This window comes from Ruminococcus sp. 1001713B170207_170306_F1 (assembly GCF_015668065.1).
Classification (GTDB): domain Bacteria; phylum Bacillota; class Clostridia; order Lachnospirales; family Lachnospiraceae; genus Blautia_A; species Blautia_A faecis.
On record NZ_JADPEX010000003.1, the window covers coordinates 60,459 to 80,983 of the forward strand.

Consider the following 20,525-nt stretch of genomic DNA (forward strand, 5'->3'; position numbering starts at 1 on the left):
AAGGAGGAAATATTATGAAAAAAGTAAAAGCAGCTTTTCGAGGAATTGTAATTTTCCTTCTTTGCGTAATTGAGATTTATCCGTTATTCTGGATGCTTACTGCATCCTTCAAGAAACAGGCTGAGTGGAGTGAGAAGCCAGCTTATGCGTTAAATGATGGCTTTTATTTCCAGAACTATTCTGATGCATGGACAAGGGGACATATGTCCACCTTCTTTAAGAACAGTTTGATCACTACATTAGTAGCACTTGTATTTATTGTATTTTTCTCAGTAACTGTAGGATTTGCTGTAACAAAGATGAAATGGAAATTCAGAAATGCAGTTGCACAGTATTTCCGTTTCGGTATCATGATTCCGGTAGCAATTGCTTTGATCCCGCTGTTCCAGATTTACAGCAGATCAAACCTGTTAAATACCAGAACATGTCTGATCATTACGTACATAGCATTTGGTCTGTCGCTGTCCATTTATCTGGTTCAGGGATATCTTCGTTCCTTCCCGGACGATATTATGGAGGCAGCCGTTATTGATGGCTGTGGTATTTACAGACTGATGTGGCATATTGTAACACCACTTATGAAGAACTCTATTGTAACCGTACTGGTTCTTCAGTTCTTCTTTAAATGGAACGATCTTCTGTTTTCCATGACATTCATTAGTGATTCTGCGCTGAAGACTGTTCAGACAGGACTTCTGTACTTCTCTGATGAGTTTGGATCCAAGAACTGGGGTGCAATCTTCGCTTCTGTATCTATGAGTGTATTCCCGCTTCTGATCCTGTACATGGCACTGAATAAGAAACTGATGGAAGGTATGACAGCAGGAGCTGTAAAGGGTTGATTTTATGGAAGATAAAAGGACAGAGCAGTATAGACAGGAATTAAAAGAATTTGTAATGTCTCATACGGAGGATGTGCTTAAGAATCCGCGAAGCTTTATCCGTTATCCATTTATTGATCCGGGCTCTGTTTACGATGGAAATGTATGGGACTGGGACACCTACTGGTCCGTATATGGCTTCCTGAATCTGGCAGATTCCTATCAGGATCCGTCTGTGAAGCCAAGAATTATAGAGCATGCACAGGGAAATATCCGCAATTTCTTCGACCACCAGTTGGAGGATGGATATATTCCCATGATGATCGAGGTGGCAGACTGGCCGGAGCCTTATCTGAATATGAGGCATAAGGAAGGCAAGATCATGAATATGCATAAGCCTTTCCTTTGCAGCCAGATGTGCCTGATCAGTGATTATACTGGTGATTATGCCTGGACGGAAGAATTTCTTCCCGGTGTGGCGAAGTATTTTGAATGTTATGATCACTATTATTTTCATGAAAACAGCGGACTGTATGTATGGCAGGATGATATTATGATCGGCATGGACAATGATCCGGCTACTTTTGGCCGTCCGCCATTTTCCACTGCCAATATTTATCTGAACAGCTTTATGTGTGTAGAACTGGAAGCTGGTGCCAGATTATACAGACAGTTTGGCAAGGAGGAAGCGGCAAAGAGACTTCTGGATAAGCGCGAGGCACTGATCGGTGCTATTCAGCAGGAATGCTGGGACAAACGTGATCATTTCTTCTACTCAGTTGATGTGGATATTAAGACAAGGAAATACGACTGGTTCCACCAGGGACTGGGAGTCTTCTGGAAGACATTGCCCATCAAAGTACGTGTATGGTCTGGCTTTATTCCCATGTATGCAGGAATTGCTACAAAAGAGCAGGCGGCAGACATGGTGAAACATATTTTTGATCCCGATACCTTTGGTTCTGACTTTGGTCTGACCACGCTTTCAAAGGATGAAAAAATGTTTGACCTGTCTGTTACCAATAACCCGTCCAACTGGCTTGGCCCGATCTGGCTGGTTGCAAACTATGTGGTATTCCGCGGACTTTTGAACTACGGATACCGCATGGAGGCGGAAATTATGTATAAGCGCACCATGCGCCTTCTGGGAGAGGATCTGGCGAAAACAGGATGTCTTCATGAGTATTACAATCCATTTAATGGAGAACCAGTTATGAATGGTGGCTTTATTAACTGGAATATACTAGCATTGAATATGGCAGATGAGCTGGAAGGAAAGAAACCAATGTGTCTGCCAGAGCTGCTGGAAAAACAGGCAGAAAAGCAATCGTTATAATAAGATTTTTCTGCTGTGAGGTAAGTAAATACAGGAAAAGGATTGCAGAATACGTGGAATTTTGCAGTCCTTTTTTGGTTTGACCGGTAAAAAACATCTTTCTGAAATAAAGTGTGTACAAAAAAATTCAGAAAGCTTATACTTAGAATGTGTTTTAAGTTTATTTTGTAAAATGAAACAGATAAAGGAGCAAAAACATGATTCAGAACCCGATTCTTCCGGGATTTTGCCCGGATCCAAGTATTATACGTGTTGGAGAAGATTATTATATTGCAAATTCAAGCTTTGAATGGTGGCCTGGTGTGAAAATCTATCATTCTAAAGATCTGAAGCATTATGAACAGCTGCCATCGCCGCTGAACAGAATGAGCCAGCTTAATATGGTTGGTGAGGGTGATTCCTGTGGCGTATGGGCACCGGATATTTCCTGGGACGGGGAATACTTCTGGCTGATTTATACGGACGTGAAAACCCGTACCGGAGGACTTTTTAATACCCATAATTATCTTGTAAAATCAAAGGACATCCGTGGCGGCTGGTCTGAGCCGGTTTATCTGAACAGCTCAGGTTTTGACCCATCTGTTTTCCATGATACAGATGGGAAAATGTACATTGTGAATATGATTAATAATTTCAAGGGAATTCTGGTGCAGGAGTACGATCCGGTACAGGAGCGCCTGGTAGGGGAAGCGAAAAATGTTTTTCCGGGAACCGGAAGAGGCTATACAGAAGGACCACACATTTACCATATTGGAGAGTATTATTATTTGTTAATGGCAGAGGGAGGAACCGGTTACGACCATATGGTGACAATGGCCCGGGCGAAATCTATCTGGGGACCTTATGAGGAAGATCCGGGTAACCCTGTGCTGACCTCAGATATGGAGAATCCAGATGCGCTGCAGCGTTGTGGGCATGCAGATATTGTATGTACCCAGAAAGGTGAGTGGTATATGGTACATCTTTGCGGTAGACCACCGAAAGGCAGCAGACAGTGCGTATTAGGCCGTGAAACGGCAATCCAGAAAATGGTTTGGAACGAAGAAGGCTGGCTTAGAATGGCCTGCGGCGGCAACTTCGGGCAGTGGGAGACAGAAGAGCCGGAAGGACTTGTTGAGTGTCTTTTCCCGGAAGAAGCAGGGAAGGATTACGGCAGGGACGATTTTGATATTGAGATTTTAGCACATGGAAAATCTGGCGGTGACTTTGAGAACAATATAAGTAAAAACAAAAGCTCAGAATATCTGGATGTGCGCTACACCTCCCTGCGCCAGCCCTATGACAGCTACACAAGTCTGACGGAGCGTCCGGGCTACCTGCGCCTTTACGGTCAGGAATCCCTGAATTCCTGCTATGACGTAAGCCTGGTGGCAAGGCGGCAGATGGAGCGCCATGTCCAGGTGGAAACATGCGTTGAATTCACCCCGACCTGCAGGGAGCAGATGGCAGGTCTTGCCTACATGTATGATACCGGTAATTTCTATCTCCTGGTAAAGACCAGAGACGAAGAGTTTGGAAATCAGAACCTGGATCTGAAAAGACCAGCCAAACTTCGTCTGATAAAAAGCGATCACTTCGATGTCACGGATGCGATTCCGGAAATTGATATTCCAGAGGATGAACCTCTGTTCCTGCGGGTTGTGACTACCCAGGAGGGGCTATATGCGAAATTCTTTTACTCATTGGATGGAAAAGAGTATAAAGAACTGACGGAACTGCCTACCAAAATCCTCACAGATGAGCAGAGTGACGGTTTCACTGGGGCACACTTCGGAATGTATTGTCACGATATGACCGGGCTGAGACGATATGCGGATTTTGATTATTTTGAGATTATAAAGAAGTAAAAAGGTGGTCTCTTTTTAGGAAAGATTTTCATGTTTAATATGATAGATGCCTTTTGGGTAAAAATATAGATGCAAGAAAAGTATTTGATCTGCTGAATATCAGTAAATACAGTGAATATGTTTATTGAATATTCTATGGATTCTGAATCTAAATTCGGAACTGATTTTGGCTTTTCTTTCATAAAATCAAACCACGTCTTTGATATCAACATTCTAAAGACGTGGTTTTATACTATAAATTCAAGTAGCTGAAATATAAATATTTGGATTAATTGTATTTTGAAATGTATATAGACTAAAATTATATTTTTGATTGATTGTCAATATAATAATTACATTTTGTACAAATTTTAGAAAGTAATTTTAGAAATAATAATAATAGATTTTTTTGAAAAAATACTATATACTATGAATAACAAAAAAAACGTTAACGCACACGGTGGTGGAATGGGAGTTACAATTAAAGATATTGCAGAACATTGTAGGGTTTCTGTAGGGACCGTGGACAGAGCTTTGAACAATCGGTCTGGGATTAGTGAAAAAACGAAAAATCGTATTTTGAAAGCTGCTGAAGAGCTGAATTATCATCCTAATTATATGGGACAGAGTTTAGCTACAGGCAGGACAATGACAATTGGTATGGTATGTTTTGATCTGTATAATAATTTTTTTCCGGAATTGATCGATACGATAGAGCGACATGCCAAAGAAAAGGGATATTTTATATATTTGATATTAACTCATAGAGAGTTTAAATTAGAAAAAGAAGGATTGCAATACTTAAGTGAGAGACAGGTTGATGGAATTATATTATTCCCGATTGGATTAAGCAAGGAATACATTCAGGCCTTATATGATTTGAAAATACCGATAGTTACAATTTACAACAAGTTGGATAACAGATTTCCATTTGTTGGTGTAAATGATAGGAAAGCTATGACAGATGCAGTAATGCATATTGTCAGTAAGGGATATAAAAGAATTACATATCTTACACCTGATATGGGAGCGCAGGAAAAACAAGGATTGAATACCTATACATTAAGACAAAGAACAGAGGGCTATCTGGATGGAATGAAGGGCGCAGACCTGTTGGATGAGGTTTCTATTTTAGCGAAAGGTAGTTTGGAAGAAAAACTTGAAAAATTTATTAAACAAAATGATTTTTCTAGTAAGACCGCGTTGCTTTGTCTGTGCGACTCTTATGCAATTGATGCTATGACGTATCTGCAGAATAAAGGAATTCTTGTTCCTGAACAGGTTGGGATTATGGGATATGATGACGTGGATCAGTTGAAATATATACATCCAAGAATTACAACCATAAAATATTCAGTTTTACGTATGGGGAAAATAGCGATAGATATGCTGTTTCAGAATATGGAACAGAAAATAGATAATCAAGAATGTTTGTTAGAGTATGAAATTGTAGATGGCGAAAGCCTTTAGTATATATGCGGAGTTTAAACAGATATTTTTATATCTGTTTAAATTATAGATAATCACGTGTGCGCACACGTAAAATAAAAAATTTAAAGGAGGATATGAATGAAAATTGAAAATGTGAAATATGTTCCATGTTCTCAGGATGAGTTATGGGAAAAAGTAGACGAGATTGCAAGATACCTGAGACTGACAGCTGAATTTGGCTGTGCTGACAGTGGCAAAAAGATTTTTAATGAATTTGAAAATGAACTTACAAAGCTTATTAGCCAATTTCAGAAACTTGTTTTGCAGCAAAAAGATCCTGATGAACCTGATGATATTGAAGAAATAAGAAAATTAAGGCCAGATGGACCACGAAGAATGACAGATAATCTTCCGAAAGATTATAAAACAAGGTTGCGTGGTGCATTTTATGGCAGAATGGCAGGTTGTACATTAGGAGCAGCACTGGAATTCAATCCAATTGAAACCATGAAAGCGTGGGCTGAATATAATGGAGATTCGTTTCCTCTTACCGATTATTGGAGTAAGATCAAGGATCCTATGAATGCACATTATATTACAGGAAAAAATATAGATCTTACGAAGAACCATATGGATGCAGTGCCTCCAGATGATGATACTATTTATACTCTTCTGGGACTTCTACTGATGGAAGAATATGGAATGGATTTTACCCATGAAGATATGGCACAAATCTGGCAGAAGTACCTTCCAATAAAAGGAGAGAATGGAAGCTGGGGATGCTATTGGGGTGAACGCATTATGATGCTGAATTTAAAGAAAGGTATGAATGTTTCTGAAGCGGGTATTAATGGAAACCCTAATCTCCAGAATATTGCAGGATGGACAAGAGCGGATTCTTATGGGTATGTATGTCCCGGCTGGCCAGAAAAAGCTGCTTATCTGGCGTATAAAGACTGTTCCATCAATCATAGGAGAAATGGTGTATATGGTGCAATGTTTATGGCTGCTACAATTTCTGCTGCATTTGTAGTAGATGATCCAATGGAAGCTGTGAAAATTGGTCTGACAGAAATTCCAGAAAATTGCTTGTTTGCAGAAGGTATTCGCTGGGCGCTTGATAATAAATCCCAAAATTATCAGGAAGCAGCGGACAAAACATGGAAAAGATATGCTGGAATGTTTAACGGAAGTGCATTAACAAATGCTATTCATGTTGTAATGGGGTTGGATATAGGAGGAAGAGATTTTACTAAAATCATTGGTGAAACAATTGCTATGAGTGGCGATAATGACTGTACAGGCGCAACTGCAGGAAGTATTGCCGGAGCAGTAATTGGAATTGATAATATTCCAGAGAACTGGACGCGTCCATTTAATGGAAGAATGCATATTTATTTAAAAGAACTTCCAGAATATCTGGATATAGAAGAGGTTTGTGATAGGTTTGAAGTTCTTGCAAAGAAACTTGTAATGGAATAAAAGTGTAGAAAGGGGTTTCTATATGAAAAAACGTACATTAGCTGTTATGCTGGCATTAGCAACTATAATATCTGGAAATTTTGTAGTAGAAGTTCATGCGGATGAGAAGGAAACACTGGAAATATGGGATACTTTTGTAGATGGTTCTCTTGGAAAAGCACAGGAAGAGATTATTAGCTCTTTTCAAGAAGCAAATCCGGACATTGAGGTGATTCGTGTTCCTAAAGAACAATCAACCTTGGAGGAAACATTAAAAGCTGCTTTCATGGCTGGAGATGCACCTGATGTTATATATCTTGAGGCGGGTATCGGATCGGTAGGAAATTACGTAAAAGCGGGCTATTATGAAGATTTGACGAATGCTTACGATGAGTATGGGTGGAAAAATAATTTAATGTCAGCATGTTGGGAGATTCCAAGTGCAGATAATTTTATCTGGGGTGTTGGAAACGAAATGGAGACAATGAGTCTCTATGTGAATCAGGACATTTTTGATGAGCTTGGTCTGGAGCAGCCAAAGACAATTGAAGAATTGACTGAAGATATGAAGGTAATAAAGGATGCAGGCTATAATGTTCTTGCAAATACGTTAGACTCAGAGTGGTACAATAATATGAATTTTATTGGTACAATTCTTTATTCTTATATGAGTCAGGATGAAATTGAGAATGTAATGAATCAGGACGGATCCTGGGATAAGGAATCTGTGAGAGCAGCGGTTGAATGTATAGCTGATTGGCTGGATAAGGGATATTTTCCATCACATCCGGAAGTTGACGGAGATCAGGAACAATTATATTTTGCCGGAGATACAGCACTTTGGATTACAGGAAACTGGGAAGTAGGAAATACTACAGAAAAAACTGATTTTACTACTTCTATTTATCCGTTCCCAGGTTCAGAGACCTGTTCTGATGGTGGATCTCAGGTAAATTTTGCAGGAGGAGCATATCTGGTATATTCCGGATCTGAGTCAAAAGAAGCAGCATATAAATTTATTGATTATTCTGTAAATAATCCGGATACTGCTAAAATATGGGCAGAAGTAGGCGGAACAATGCCTCCTTACACCAAGGAATATGATGCTGAACTTTCACCTCTCGGAGAAAGAGTAGTAGAGCTTTTAGGAGATGAGTCACTTCAGAACACTGCAGGTATTAATATGTGGCTTGGAACAAATGCTTTTGACTTCTTTTCTGAAGCAGGACAGAAAATGGCAATCGGAGCATTGGATGTAGATTCCTTTATTTCTGAAGCTGATGCGGCAAAGGATAAAGATGTTGAAACGGGATTAACAAAGGGTTCTTTTAAATTAGATAAATAAACTTCAGCAGAAGGCTGCCGCATGTTGCGGCAGCCAGGAAGGAGTGTGTAATAATGAGAAAAATAGGATTTAAGAAATCATTATACAGAAACCAGATTATAATGGGATATTTATTGCTAATTCCTGCTGTCGCTTTTTTTATAATCTTTTTTTGTTATAGTTTGCTTCAGGCATTTCATTATAGTACTCTAGATTGGAATGGTGTAACGGCTGCAACATATGTTGGTCTGCAGAATTATGTGGAGTTATTTACTGATCCTGTATTTTGGAAAGCATTTATTAATAACGTCTGTTATACAATTGGAATTCTTATTTTTGGAGTTGTACCAGGACTTTTATTAGCCTATATTTTGTCAAAACCTGGAATTAAAGGGCGTACGTTGTTTAGATCTGTATACTTTTTTCCCAGAATAATTTCAGCGGTTGTTTATGGAGCTGTTTGGAAATGGATATATGATCCCAGAATGGGGTTAGTATCAAAAATTATAGATATGTTTGGTGGAAATGGTAGTGATTTTGCTATTACTGGTAATGTAAAAACGGCAATGCTTGGAATAACAATTACTGGTGGCTGGACATATTTTGGTTTTTGTATGGTTATTTTTATTGCTGCATTTATGGGAACAGATTTGGAACTTGAAGAGGCTGCAAAATTAGATGGAGCTAATAGTAGACAAGTATTTTTTGAAGTGACACTTCCACAAATTAAATCAGTAATAAATATGGTTTTGGTATATACTGTAATAGATTGCTTTAAAGTGTATGATTTGGTACTTGTAATGACAAGCGGAGGCCCAAATGATGCAACACAGATTATGACATATTACATATATAAGCAGGCCTTTAGTTTTAATAAATTTGGCTATGGATCAGCAGCTGCTATTATACTTGGGATATTCATGGTTCTTTTTACCGTAATTTTTAATAAAACGATTGGAAAGGAGGACAACTAAAGATGAAGACATCCAGCAAGAAGAGAAATGCATTAACTTTAAAGATTTTGACATATGCAGTGCTGATTGCGGTTTTAATATATACAATTGTGCCATTTGCTACAGTTATTTTAACTTCTGCTCGTAGTGCAAAAGATGCTGTACGGGGACCTTTCACATGGCCAGAAGAATGGAGTGTAATTGAAAATTATATAGAAGCATGGAAAATCGGAAATTTTAGCAAATATCTTCTAAACAGTTTTTATATGATGGTGCTTACTGTGTTCGGAACTCTGATTGTTGCAACCTTAGCTGGATATTCTTTTGCAAAATTTAGATATCCAGGAAGAAATGTAATGTATTATATATTGTTGATTGGAATGATGATTCCGTTTCAGACAATTATGCTTCCGCTATATTTTACACTTAAATCTATGGGAATGTTAAACTCTCTCACTGGAATTTCTCTTTTAATGATTGGAACAGGAGAAGGCTTTGCCATTATGATGATGCGTTCCTTTTTTATTTCAATTCCTGATTCTATGATTGAAGCGGCCAGATTAGATGGATGCTCAGAATTAAAGGTTTTGATGAAGGTAATATTACCTAATACATTTCCTGCATGGACTTCCTTGATTGTAATTACAGCAATGGGTGCATGGAATAACTTATTAGCACCTATGATGTATATTTTTGAACAGAATAAATATCCAATTCCATATGCGCTGTATGCTTTTCAATCTGCACATACTACAGATTATCAATTGCTTGCTGCAGGTATGATGATTTCGATGGTTCCCATTGTAATTGTATATGTGGCATTTCAGAGCAGCTTTCAAAATGGTCTTATGGCGGGGGCTGTTAAAGGCTAATAAATTCCTACATTTTCTTAATAAAGTTGCATTGCAAAACCCATGTTTCCTGGCTTATTATGGTATCAGAAAACATGGGCTTTTTAGCTTATGGAAAAGAAGAATTTCTAGTAAAAGGAGTATTAGATTATGGGCTTAGACTATGCAAAAACAATAGAAAAATGGGATGTTTTGGAAGCAACAATAAGCGGTCCGAATGAGGGAAATCCTTTCTGTGATCAGTGGATCAAAGGCACTTTTTGCTGTAAAAATGAGAAGAAAACGGTAGATGGGTTTTATGATGGAGATGGTACTTATAGAGTAAGATTTATGCCGTCTTTTATAGACGAGTATACCTTTGAAATTGAGGCTTCCTTTGATATTAACGCGGGGGAAGAAGTGCCGGATGAAGAAGCGCCTGAACATAAGCTAGGAACTGCTGGTGGTGGGAAAACAGCAGAAAAATGTGCTGTCAGAAATATACTGACCGGCAGTTTTACTGTAACTTCTCCTTCAGCAGACAACCATGGTCCGGTTCGTGTTGCGGGTACCTATTATCTTTCCTATGAGGATGGAACACCCTATCACTGCATCGGAACTACCTGCTATGTATGGAATCTGCAGAATGAAGAATTACAGAAACAGACACTGAAAACCCTGGAAGAAAATGCGTTTAATAAGATCCGTTTCTGTATTTTTCCCAAGCACTATGACTACAATCTTCATGAGCCGATTACCTATCCTTATGAGGGAACACCCTGCGACAGCTCTGTGTTAAATGAAAATAATTTCGCGGAATATAATGGCTGTGCTCCGGGCAATGACTGGGACTTTACCAGATTCAATCCAGCCCATTTTCAACATATTGAAAAGTGTATTCAGGCACTTATGAATCTGGGAATCGAGGCAGATCTGATTGTTATGCATCCGTATGACAGATGGGGATTCTCCATGATGAAAGCAGAGGATGATGACCGCTACTGGAAGTATGTGCTGGCCCGTTTTTCCGCATATCGAAATGTATGGTGGTCCCTGGCTAATGAATATGATCTGATGCATGAGAAAACGCTTTCTGACTGGGAAAGATATGCTGGCATTATCTGTGAGAAGGATCCTTATCATCATCTCAGATCCATTCATAACTGCAAAGCGTATTATGATTATAACCTGCCCTGGATTACCCATTGCAGTATCCAGAGAACTGAGACATACCGTTCCTCCGAGCTGGTAAATGAGTGGCGTGAGAAATATCATAAGCCTGTAATTCTGGACGAAATCTGCTATGAGGGCAACATTCAGTTTGGCTGGGGAAATATCAGCGGTGAGGAAATGACGAGAAGATTCTGGGAGGCATTCTGCCGCGGAGGATATCCGGGACACGGTGAAACATATCTCAGTCCGGATCGTATTCTCTGGTGGTCTCATGGCGGCGTTCTTCACGGAACCTCACCGGAGCGTATCAGATTTCTTGCAAAAATCATGGAAGAAACACCGGGACTTGGTGTGGAACCTATGCCCTGCAAATGGGATGAGGTTGCCTGCCGCGTTGCCGGTTTCCCGGCAAGGAAAGATTATTTTATTTACTATTATTCCTTTATGCGACCGGGCTTCCGGGATTTCTACTTTGATGATACTACAGAGTATCAGGTGGAAATTATCGATACCTGGGAAATGACTATTACAGATGGAGGAATTCATAAAGGAAAGTTCCGAGTAAAGCTGCCGGGGAAAGAGTATATGGCGGTGCGCCTGCAGATAGCGAAATAATAACCATATTCATACAAAATGCCCAGTTGTGTATGCAGCTGGGCTTTTTGAGCATAAAATTCTTGAATCGTTTTTCAGAATTTGTTATGATTCATATCAGAATTTATGAGAAATAAACAGAAATACTCTTAAACAGGGGAGGAGATTTTTTGGAAGAAACAAACATCAGTCAGGAGCAAAATCCATTGGGAACGGCTCCGGTAGGTGGTTTGATTGGGAAATTTGCAATTCCAGCTATTATCAGCATGCTGGTCAGTGCTTTGTACAATATAGTGGATCAGATTTTTATTGGCCAGGGCGTGGGGATGCTGGGAAATGCGGCTACAAATGTTGCATTTCCTGTAACAACTATTGCAACGGCGTTGGCACTGCTTCTGGGAATTGGAGGCGCCTCCAATTACAATCTGGAAATGGGTGCCGGAAGAGAGAAGAAGGCAAGCTCCATAGCCGGAACTGCACTTTCCACACTGGTGATTACCGGTGTGATTCTGGCAGTGGCAGTACTTCTGTTTTTGCGTCCGCTCCTAAGCTTATTTGGTGCAACGACAGATGTTATGCCTTATGCGGTGGATTATCTTGGCATCACAGCTGTGGGACTTCCTTTTTATGCATTATCCATTGGAGGAAATCATATTGTCCGTGCAGACAGAAGTCCCACATATTCTATGACCTGTGTTCTTACAGGTGCCATTATCAACACAATTTTGGATCCCCTTTTCATCTTTTGGTTTGGCTGGGGAATCAAGGGTGCTGCCTGGGCAACGGTGATCGGACAGGTTGTTTCCGGAATTTTAGTGGTTATATACTTTGGAAAATTTCGTAAAATGTATCTGGAGATGAGCATGTTAAAGCCTTCTTCAGAGTGCCTGAAAGCTATTATTTCTCTCGGAATGGCATCCTGCATTAATCAGATCGCTATGGCAATTGTTCAGATTGTACTAAACAATATTTTACGTTATTACGGCGGTTTATCTGTCTATGGAAGTGATATTCCAATTGCATGTGTAGGAGTTATTTCAAAAGTAAATCAGGTGTTTATGGCAATTTGTATTGGAATTTCCCAAGGCTGTCAGCCAATCTGGGGCTTTAATTATGGAGCAAAAAAATACGACAGGGTAAGGCTTGCATACCGTTATTCTGTAATCGCATGTACTGCGATTGCAACCGTATTTTTCCTTTGTTTCCAGTTATTTCCCCACCAGATTGTAAGCATTTTCGGAACCGGAAGTGACCTTTATTTCCAGTTCGCAGAACGCTATCTGAAGATATTTATGTTTATGACTTTTGCAAATGGAATTCAGCCAATGTCCTCAGGATTTTTTACATCTATCGGAAAAGCAAAGCTTGGAATCGTCATGTCCCTGACCAGACAGGTGCTGTTTCTTATGCCTCTGATCGTTGTTTTCTCATTGATAATGGGAATTGACGGAGTTATGTATGCAGGACCGATCGCAGATGCAGCTGCGTTTGTATTGGCAATATTGTTCGCAAGAAGAGAGCTTGTGGCTATGAAGAAATAAAGGTGTTTTACAATGAAAGTCCCGGATAGCAGCCATGAATGAGCCATGTTTGCATGAGCAAATTCATGGCTCATCTATGGCTGTCGTCCGGGTTGGAGCGTGTTTAAAAAATCATTTCCGCAAGCTGCACACTCCACTTTTGGGGATATTTTACCCGATTAATTGCTCAAATTTTGCCATTTCCATGGGCTTATAATAATAATATCCCTGCAGTTCATCGCATCCCTCTGCCACCAGAAAGTCTACCATTTCTTTAGTTTCCACACCTTCACATACAATAAACTTATTAGTCCTTTTCAACAGATGAAAAATCTCCTGCAGCACGATTTTTCCATTCTCTGTGAGTCTATCTGAAAGGAATTTCTTGTCGATTTTTACCTCGTCAAACAGGATATCCTTTAATGTATTTAGGGAAGAATATCCAGAGCCGAAATCATCCATAGAGATTCGAATGTTTTTTTCATGGAAGAAGCGGATCATGTGATTAACCGCCTCAATATTATGAATATAAGTAGATTCCGTAATCTCAAAAACTAAATATTGAGAGGGAATTTCATATTTCTGGATTAAATGCGAAACCTTTTCTGTGAATGTGTGGATTTTCCGAAAATGAACCGGAGATACATTCAGGGACAGAGACAACAGCTTAAGCCCTTTTTCCCGTCTGTCTGCCAGCCATTGAAATGCTGTTTCATAAACATAATAATCCAGAGCTTCAATCTCCCCGGTTTCTTCCAAAATAGGAAGAAAACTATCTGGAAACCACAGGTCTCCATTTGCTCTCTGCCAACGGACAAGTACTTCTGCACTGGCAATTTTCTGCTCCCTTCCGCTGATTTTTGGTTGGAAATAAATCTGAAATTCTTTCTTCCCAAGTGCTTCCTTAAAGGAGTGAATAGTGTCTGCACGTTTCTGCTCAGCAAGGGCAATTTCTTTTGTATATTCGCACACACCGCAAAGCTTATCCTTCGCCTTTATGCGTACAATGTTGGAGTGAGAAATAATTTCTTCGCCTGGAATTTCCATGTTTTCCAGATAATAAATACCAGTGTTCAGGGAAAGATAATTTACAGGATAAGCAGACAGAACTTCTTTTGTAGTCTGCTTGTTAGACTCAATAATTCGGTTTTTAACAGCTGTATGCTCCGCTCCGGTAATGTCTATAACAGCTACAAAAATGTCTGAATGATACCTGTTTACAAACAAGGTTTGTGGAAAAAGTTCCATCTTTTTCAGAATAAAATTCAGAATACCAGTCCCGGTTTCATACCCCCAATAGTCATTAATAAGGTGAAAATTGCTTACATCTGTCATTAGAAAAGCATACTTTTTTTCACCGTTGCTATTATTTAAAATAGTAAAAAGTTTCTCTTTCAAAGACTCTGTAGAGATACTTTCTGCCAGTCGATTCCGGCAAAACTCCTGTGGCTTTTTTGCCATTTGTTCCTTTTTATAACGCTTGTCTTGATACATTTTCTGATCGGCAATCTGTAGAAGATCCATGATCAGGTAGTAGTGATTTTTGCAGCTGATATCGTATCCGACTGCATAGCTGATAGGATGGTCAGCTGTTTGATTATACACATCTAGCATGGATTGGAGCTGAATATTCATCTGCTCCAGCTGAGACTAGGTGGCGTGATTTTGCACGATCACGAACTCATCGCCTCCGAATCTGGCGAGAAAACTATCTTCAGTGAGTATCCGTGTCAGGTAAGAAGCAAAGGTCTGAATAAACACATCCCCCTGTTCGTGACCATATGTATCGTTGATCTTTTTCAGATTGTTCAGATCGAACATCATGACACCCACATTTAATGTATCGTCTGCATTCTGAAGCTGTTGCAGCTTCTTTTCCAATGATTTTTTATCGTGGACGCCTGCTACGTCAAAGCCGGAACTTCGGATCATATTTCTGAGATAATCTCCTAAAGTAAGGGAAACTGCACATCCCACAAGGGATAAAATAATCAGAAATGCAAAGGTTTTCTGACTTATTCCGCGTCTGTGACGGGTAATTAATGCAGTCAAAAATACAATATAAAATGTTGTCTGCAGGTAGCAGAGTTTCATAATTGTTTTGTTTCTTTCCATACATTTCTCCAGTATATAGTGCCTGATATTTCACTTGTAACTATTTGGAAGACAGCATTTTGCGGAGGGCGTAACTGTGAAGATACTGAACAGTTACTCTCTGTTTTTTAATTAGCCTGCGTATACAATAATTTTCTTGGCAAGCTCCTTATCCAGGCCGATTTTGCTACCCTTTACCATAACCACATAATACCCGTGTAATTCTGATAAAATCGTAACCTGCGTTCCTGGGACAAAGCCCAGGGATTCCAGATAATGCCGCTGTTTTTCCAGTCCGCACACCTTATTAATGATATAAAAATGGTTAAACTCAGTTAAACTTAAAGGCATTGTAACGACCTCCTTTAAATAACGTTAGCAAAGACTAACATAGTATAACACGCATTTCATACAGATGGTATAGAAAATACATTTTTGAGAAATTTTTTCAGTTGATATCTACAGAAAAAGGAGTGAGTAATACCGGAAATAAGTATTTTCAGAAGTAAGGAAAATCAGACTTTTATTTTACGTGAGTCATCAATCATTGGTTCTGTTCTGATTTTTGCGGGACTGGTTGTCTCACTGAAGAAGACGAAGGAGAAGATGCAGGCTGAGGGAGCACCACAGGCAAGGAACTGCTGACTTCCATATATGGCAATGTCACCGGCAGGCGACATTGCCGTTTAGTGAACAGAGCGTACAAAAAAGACTGATATAAACAATACTGGTACTTCAGGAGGTTGTTGCTGGAGTCTGGTATGTTATTATATCAGTCTTTTTTACGAATACAGTCAATTAACCGCTCTGGTCAAATCTGTGGCAGATATTAATGGCAGGAATGGCTTCCGCAGCCATGATCGCCGCAGCTGTGTCCTTCTCCATGATGGTCGTGATGATTACAATGTACATCAGGATTATAGCCAAGATTTCCTGCAAGCAGTGCATTTACAGCTTCGTCTGCATTTCCTGAAACTCCGCCGAAAAGACGGATTCCAGCCTGGGCAAGTGCATTCTGGGCACCGCCGCCAATACCGCCGCAGATCAGGGTATCTACGCCATGTGTAACCAGGAATCCAGCCAGTGCGCCGTGACCGCTTCCATTGGTATCGACTACTTCGGCATTTACAACCTTGCCGTCTGCAATGTCATAGATCTTGAATGCTTCTGTGTGTCCAAAGTGCTGAAAAATTTCTCCATTTTCATAAGTAACTGCAATCTTCATAATGATATCTCCTTCATTTTGTAAATTTGATTTAGAAAGTGAACTATTAAATCGGTCAGCGGCTGGCAGTTCCTGTGAAAGGTCTAAGCTGGTAAGCGGAGTCTGTTTAGATTCCTTTCGGCAACAGCATTTCCCGCAGCGCGTATGCTCCCGTCCTTCGCAGAGCCGGTAATTTCCCCCGGCTATGACAAGGCGCTGTCCAAGGACGATGCACCGGGCAATTTTTTCCCGGGCAGTTTCATAAATTTCCGTGACAGTTGTCCGGGAAATGTCCATCTGGGCAGCACATTGTTCGTGAGTTTTCTTCTCCAGATCTACCAGACGGATGACTTCATATTCATCCAGAGTCAGAGTGACAGCTTCCGACTCTCTGGGACATTCTTCTGGAGAAAAAGATTCATATTGGGGTGCCTGGCAGATTCTGCGGCATCTGGGCGGTCTGGGCATATATGTCACCTCCTTGTTTTCGACATATGTCGATTATAAACCAGAAGAAGAGAAAATTCAATACTATTATTTTCTGAGCGCTATTCAAAGTTGCTCCAATATGGTATAGTTTTGTTACTATTCATTTGCAACGCTCTGCGAGGTGTTTTTGGTGGATAAAGTTTACAGAAAACCAGAGAACTAAGTTTGCGTAGCAAACGCTATTTCTTGTGCCTGTCACAAAAAGGTTCGTGTTTCTGTGCGTCGCGAAGCGCGTTGCTGTGAAGGTCGTGGTTGACAATTTTTTTTATTTGGAGTACAGTCCAAGAAGAGATAAAATCGTTACTGCTCAAAAGCAATTTTTTTCTGGAATTTCGGGCACAATTGGAGCAGTAATGTAAAATTAACAGAAGAGGTACGAATATGCTGAAAGTAAAGAACCTGACTTTTGAAGTGAATGAAGAAGGGAAAAAGCGCTGTCTGGTAAATCACATCAGTTTTGATGTTCAGGATGGAGAAATGCTGGTAATCACCGGACCAAATGGAGGTGGAAAATCCACCCTGGCCAAGGTACTGGCTGGCATTGAGAAAGCAGACAGCGGAGAAATTTATCTGGATGATGAGAACATTACAGGATACGATATTGATCATCGTGCAAATGCGGGAATTGGCTATGCATTTCAGCAGCCACCCCGCTTTAAAGGTATGACCGTGGCAAGAATGTTATCTCTTGCAGCAGGAAAGAATTTAACGGAAAAAGAGAGCTGTGACCTTCTCTCCGCTGTAGGACTTTGTTCCGAAGATTACCTGAACCGTCAGCTGGATGGAACCCTTTCCGGCGGTGAGATGAAGCGAATTGAGATTGCCACAGTTTTGGCGAAATCTCATAAAGTAAGCATTTTCGATGAACCTGAAGCAGGAATCGACCTGTGGAGCTTTTCCATGCTGATCAAGCGCTTTGAGGAGATTCATCGTGAGAAAAAGGAGTGCCTGATCCTGATTTCCCATCAGGAAAAAATCATCAATATGGCAGATAAGATCATGGTAATTGAAGACGGTGAAGTAAAGAAATATGGTACCAAAGAAGACGTTTTCCCAACCTTATTTCAGCAGGAAAAATGTCAGAAATGTCTGAATGAAGGAGGAAAATGCTGATGGTTAAAGTAGAAGAAACAACCCAGGGTGTGCTTGATAAGATCAGCGAAGGCTTTGCACAGAAAGGTGCTTTTAATCTTCGTCAGAATGGTATTTCCATCTGTCACGGCGACAGCGAACATATCAAAATAAAGAAAAAAGAGGACAAGCCGGGAATCGATATTTTCATTGACGGGGAGACAAAGGGAGAGAAGGTTTTCATCCCGGTAGTGGTAAGTGTATCTGGAATGACCGATCTGGTTTACAATGATTTTTATGTGGCAGACGGTGCAGATGTTGACATTGTTGCAGGCTGCGGAATCCACAATAGTGGCTGCAATGACAGTCGTCACGATGGTATTCATACCTTCCATGTGGGTAAAAATGCCAATGTACATTACGAGGAAAAACACTACGGAGAGGGGAATGGAACCGGAAGCAGAGTGCTGAATCCGGTAACCAATATTGAGCTTGGTGAGAACTCCGTATTTACGCTGGATACCGTTCAGATCAAAGGTGTTGACTCCACAATCCGTACCACAAATGTTTCAATGGATGCAGATTCCAAGCTGTTTGTTCTGGAACGTCTGATGACAGATGGGGAGCAGAAAGCGGAGTCTGATATTGAAGTCTGTATGAACGGAGCAGGATCTTCTGCACAGATTATTTCCCGTTCTGTTGGAAAGGGAAATTCTTCCCAGGTTTTCCATCCGAAGGCTGTTGGAAAGAACAAATGTCACGCACATATCCAGTGTGATTCCATTATTATGGATCATGCAGAGGTGGGTTCTATCCCGGAAATCCAGGCGAAGCATGTGGATGCTGCAATTGTTCATGAGGCCGCTATTGGAAGAATTAACGATGAGCAGCTTCTGAAGCTAAGAACTCTTGGAATGACGGAAGCTGAGGCGGAAAATGTGATCATTGAGAATTTCCTGAGTTGAGAAAACTTAAACAGAAAAATAACTATTCAGTAGGTATGTACTATTTCGCGGAGGGTGTAACTGTGAAGGTGCTGAATAGTTATACAGAGAATATAGAATCTTCTGGTTGGTTTGGAAGATTTATCAAAAAATGCCAGGCAGCGTCGTTCAAAGACGCTGCCTGGCATTTGACATTATCTAATTTTTACGGATTTTTTGGAACTCCATTTGGAATAATATTTTTTGCCGCTTACAACTTTGTAGGTGCGGATCCGTACATAATATTTTTTCTTTGAAACCAGTTTCTTTAAGGTTGCGCGTGTAGCAGAGCCTTTTACGGTAAGGGTTTTCGCCTTTTTCATGCTGCTGTTCTGGTTGCCTTTATCGGAATCATCTTTACCGGAGTTATCTTTACCGGAGTTATCTTTACCGGAATCGTCTTTACCAGAGTTATCTTTACCAGAATCATCTTTACCGGAATCGTCTTTACCGGAGTCATCTTTACCAGAATCGTCTTTACCAGAGTCATCTTTACCGGAATCATCCTTACCAGAATCGTCTTTACCAGAATCATCTTTACCAGAATCATCTTTACCAGGATTATCTTTTCCTGCGTCCGAGTCATCCTTGCCAGGAGCAGCTGTGATCGTAAAGGTTGTGTTAATAATGCCGGTGTAATTTCCAGCTCCAGTAATAGTTACAGTAGCAGTACCTTCCTTCACATTATCTTTATAAGAAACTGTGAAATCAGTGCCTGCCGCAAGTGTCTTGTCTCCGTATGTAACGGTAACATTCGGGCATTTCTCTGTTCCGTCACTGGTGTAGGAATACTGGGAAAGGGAAGCGGAATAGCGGCTGATATCCAATGGTTTAATGGTAAAGTCTTTCGTAACGGAACCAGTATAATTTCCAGTTCCAGTGAGGATTGCGGAAGCAGTACCTGCATCCCAGTTGTTTCTGTAGGAAACGTAATAATCCTGGTTCAGGGTTAATTCCTTGTCCCCGCTTTTTACTGTGGCGGTTGGGCGTAAAGAGGAGCCTGTGTAGGTAAGGCTTTCATCGGAAAGCGTAACCGTGCAGCTGCTGATGTCAGCTCTGTTTATAGTAAAGGATTTGGTTACATACCCCTGGTAATTTCCAATTCCGTCAATTCCAACCCACGGAGAATTGTAATAGCTGCTTGGTTCAATGTTGTTGTGGTATGTTACAGTGAAATCCCTGTCTTTTACCAGGGTTTTACCACTGTGGGTAATTGTCACTTCAGGAGTTACCTCGGAACCAGTGTAATATGCCGGGGCAACGGAGAATCTGGCATTTGCCATGATCTACAATACAATCACTGGAAATACAGATGCAGTAGAGGAAAATGGAGAGACAGTCCGTTTGTACCAGAATTTCTGGAGATTCACAAAGGAAAATGTGAAAAGGGACACAAATTTAGTTTTTTATTTAAG

17 protein-coding genes are annotated in these 20,525 nt (G+C 40.4%); 12 read left to right on the forward strand and 5 right to left on the reverse strand.

Features of this window, described 5'->3' with window-relative positions:
- Window positions 1–14 precede the first annotated feature (14 nt).
- The 10 genes from I4V84_RS03455 (at window position 15) to I4V84_RS03500 (ending at window position 13,290) form a co-directional block, all read left to right on the forward strand.
- Window positions 15–842, forward strand: a complete 828-nt coding sequence (locus I4V84_RS03455; RefSeq protein ID WP_118577667.1) for a carbohydrate ABC transporter permease — start codon at window positions 15–17, stop codon at window positions 840–842.
- A 4-nt stretch (window positions 843–846) separates the two neighbouring features.
- The gene (locus I4V84_RS03460) at window positions 847–2,157 is read left to right on the forward strand and encodes a trehalase family glycosidase (RefSeq protein WP_195991238.1); all 1,311 of its coding nucleotides are present in this window, start codon (window positions 847–849) and stop codon (window positions 2,155–2,157) included.
- Between the two features lie 197 nt (window positions 2,158–2,354).
- Entirely contained in the window at window positions 2,355–4,004 is a 1,650-nt protein-coding gene (locus I4V84_RS03465) for a glycoside hydrolase family 43 protein (protein WP_195991239.1), read from the forward strand.
- Between the two features lie 408 nt (window positions 4,005–4,412).
- Window positions 4,413–5,453: a LacI family DNA-binding transcriptional regulator gene (locus tag I4V84_RS03470; protein WP_195991240.1), complete on the forward strand. Its 1,041-nt coding sequence runs from the start codon at window positions 4,413–4,415 to the stop codon at window positions 5,451–5,453.
- A gap of 99 nt (window positions 5,454–5,552) precedes the next feature.
- Window positions 5,553–6,896: an ADP-ribosylglycohydrolase family protein gene (locus tag I4V84_RS03475; RefSeq protein ID WP_195991241.1), complete on the forward strand. Its 1,344-nt coding sequence runs from the start codon at window positions 5,553–5,555 to the stop codon at window positions 6,894–6,896.
- Window positions 6,897–6,918: 22 nt separating this feature from the next.
- Window positions 6,919–8,220 (forward strand): extracellular solute-binding protein, encoded by a 1,302-nt coding sequence (locus tag I4V84_RS03480; protein ID WP_195991242.1) that lies wholly within the window; start codon window positions 6,919–6,921, stop codon window positions 8,218–8,220.
- A gap of 53 nt (window positions 8,221–8,273) precedes the next feature.
- Window positions 8,274–9,173 carry a sugar ABC transporter permease gene (locus tag I4V84_RS03485; protein WP_195991243.1) on the forward strand — a complete coding sequence of 300 codons (900 nt, stop codon included), beginning with the start codon at window positions 8,274–8,276 and terminating at the stop codon, window positions 9,171–9,173.
- A 2-nt stretch (window positions 9,174–9,175) separates the two neighbouring features.
- Window positions 9,176–10,024, forward strand: coding sequence for a carbohydrate ABC transporter permease (locus I4V84_RS03490; RefSeq protein ID WP_195991244.1), 849 nt, complete (start codon window positions 9,176–9,178; stop codon window positions 10,022–10,024).
- A gap of 129 nt (window positions 10,025–10,153) precedes the next feature.
- The gene (locus I4V84_RS03495) at window positions 10,154–11,770 is read left to right on the forward strand and encodes a DUF5605 domain-containing protein (protein ID WP_195991245.1); all 1,617 of its coding nucleotides are present in this window, start codon (window positions 10,154–10,156) and stop codon (window positions 11,768–11,770) included.
- A 149-nt stretch (window positions 11,771–11,919) separates the two neighbouring features.
- The gene (locus I4V84_RS03500) at window positions 11,920–13,290 is read left to right on the forward strand and encodes an MATE family efflux transporter (protein ID WP_195991246.1); all 1,371 of its coding nucleotides are present in this window, start codon (window positions 11,920–11,922) and stop codon (window positions 13,288–13,290) included.
- A 150-nt stretch (window positions 13,291–13,440) separates the two neighbouring features.
- Here I4V84_RS03500 and I4V84_RS03505 read toward each other — a convergent pair whose 3' ends face one another.
- The 4 genes from I4V84_RS03505 to I4V84_RS03515 all read right to left on the reverse strand — a co-directional run bounded on the left by I4V84_RS03505 (window position 13,441) and on the right by I4V84_RS03515 (window position 17,035).
- Window positions 13,441–14,874, reverse strand: coding sequence for a GGDEF domain-containing phosphodiesterase (locus I4V84_RS03505; protein ID WP_272112946.1), 1,434 nt, complete (start codon window positions 14,872–14,874; stop codon window positions 13,441–13,443).
- A gap of 45 nt (window positions 14,875–14,919) precedes the next feature.
- Window positions 14,920–15,384: a GGDEF domain-containing protein gene (locus I4V84_RS19780; protein ID WP_243284007.1), complete on the reverse strand. Its 465-nt coding sequence runs from the start codon at window positions 15,382–15,384 to the stop codon at window positions 14,920–14,922.
- Window positions 15,385–15,495: 111 nt separating this feature from the next.
- A complete protein-coding gene (locus I4V84_RS03510) occupies window positions 15,496–15,714 on the reverse strand; it encodes a FeoA family protein (protein WP_118577646.1) in 219 nt (72 codons plus the stop codon).
- A 478-nt stretch (window positions 15,715–16,192) separates the two neighbouring features.
- On the reverse strand, window positions 16,193–17,035 hold the full coding sequence (locus I4V84_RS03515) for a NifB/NifX family molybdenum-iron cluster-binding protein (protein WP_195991247.1): 843 nt from the start codon (window positions 17,033–17,035) through the stop codon (window positions 16,193–16,195).
- A 402-nt stretch (window positions 17,036–17,437) separates the two neighbouring features.
- Between I4V84_RS03515 and I4V84_RS03520 the strand changes: the two genes are divergently transcribed.
- Both I4V84_RS03520 and I4V84_RS03525 read left to right on the forward strand, forming a co-directional pair.
- Window positions 17,438–18,169, forward strand: a complete 732-nt coding sequence (locus I4V84_RS03520; RefSeq protein WP_148461484.1) for an ATP-binding cassette domain-containing protein — start codon at window positions 17,438–17,440, stop codon at window positions 18,167–18,169.
- Window positions 18,169–19,092, forward strand: a complete 924-nt coding sequence (locus I4V84_RS03525; protein WP_118577643.1) for a SufD family Fe-S cluster assembly protein — start codon at window positions 18,169–18,171, stop codon at window positions 19,090–19,092. The genes I4V84_RS03520 and I4V84_RS03525 overlap by 1 nt, the downstream gene beginning before the upstream one ends.
- Before the next feature lie 173 nt (window positions 19,093–19,265).
- Here the strand turns inward: I4V84_RS03525 and I4V84_RS19785 are convergent, their stop codons facing one another.
- Window positions 19,266–20,393, reverse strand: coding sequence for a hypothetical protein (locus I4V84_RS19785; RefSeq protein ID WP_243284008.1), 1,128 nt, complete (start codon window positions 20,391–20,393; stop codon window positions 19,266–19,268).
- Window positions 20,394–20,525: the final 132 nt, after the last annotated feature.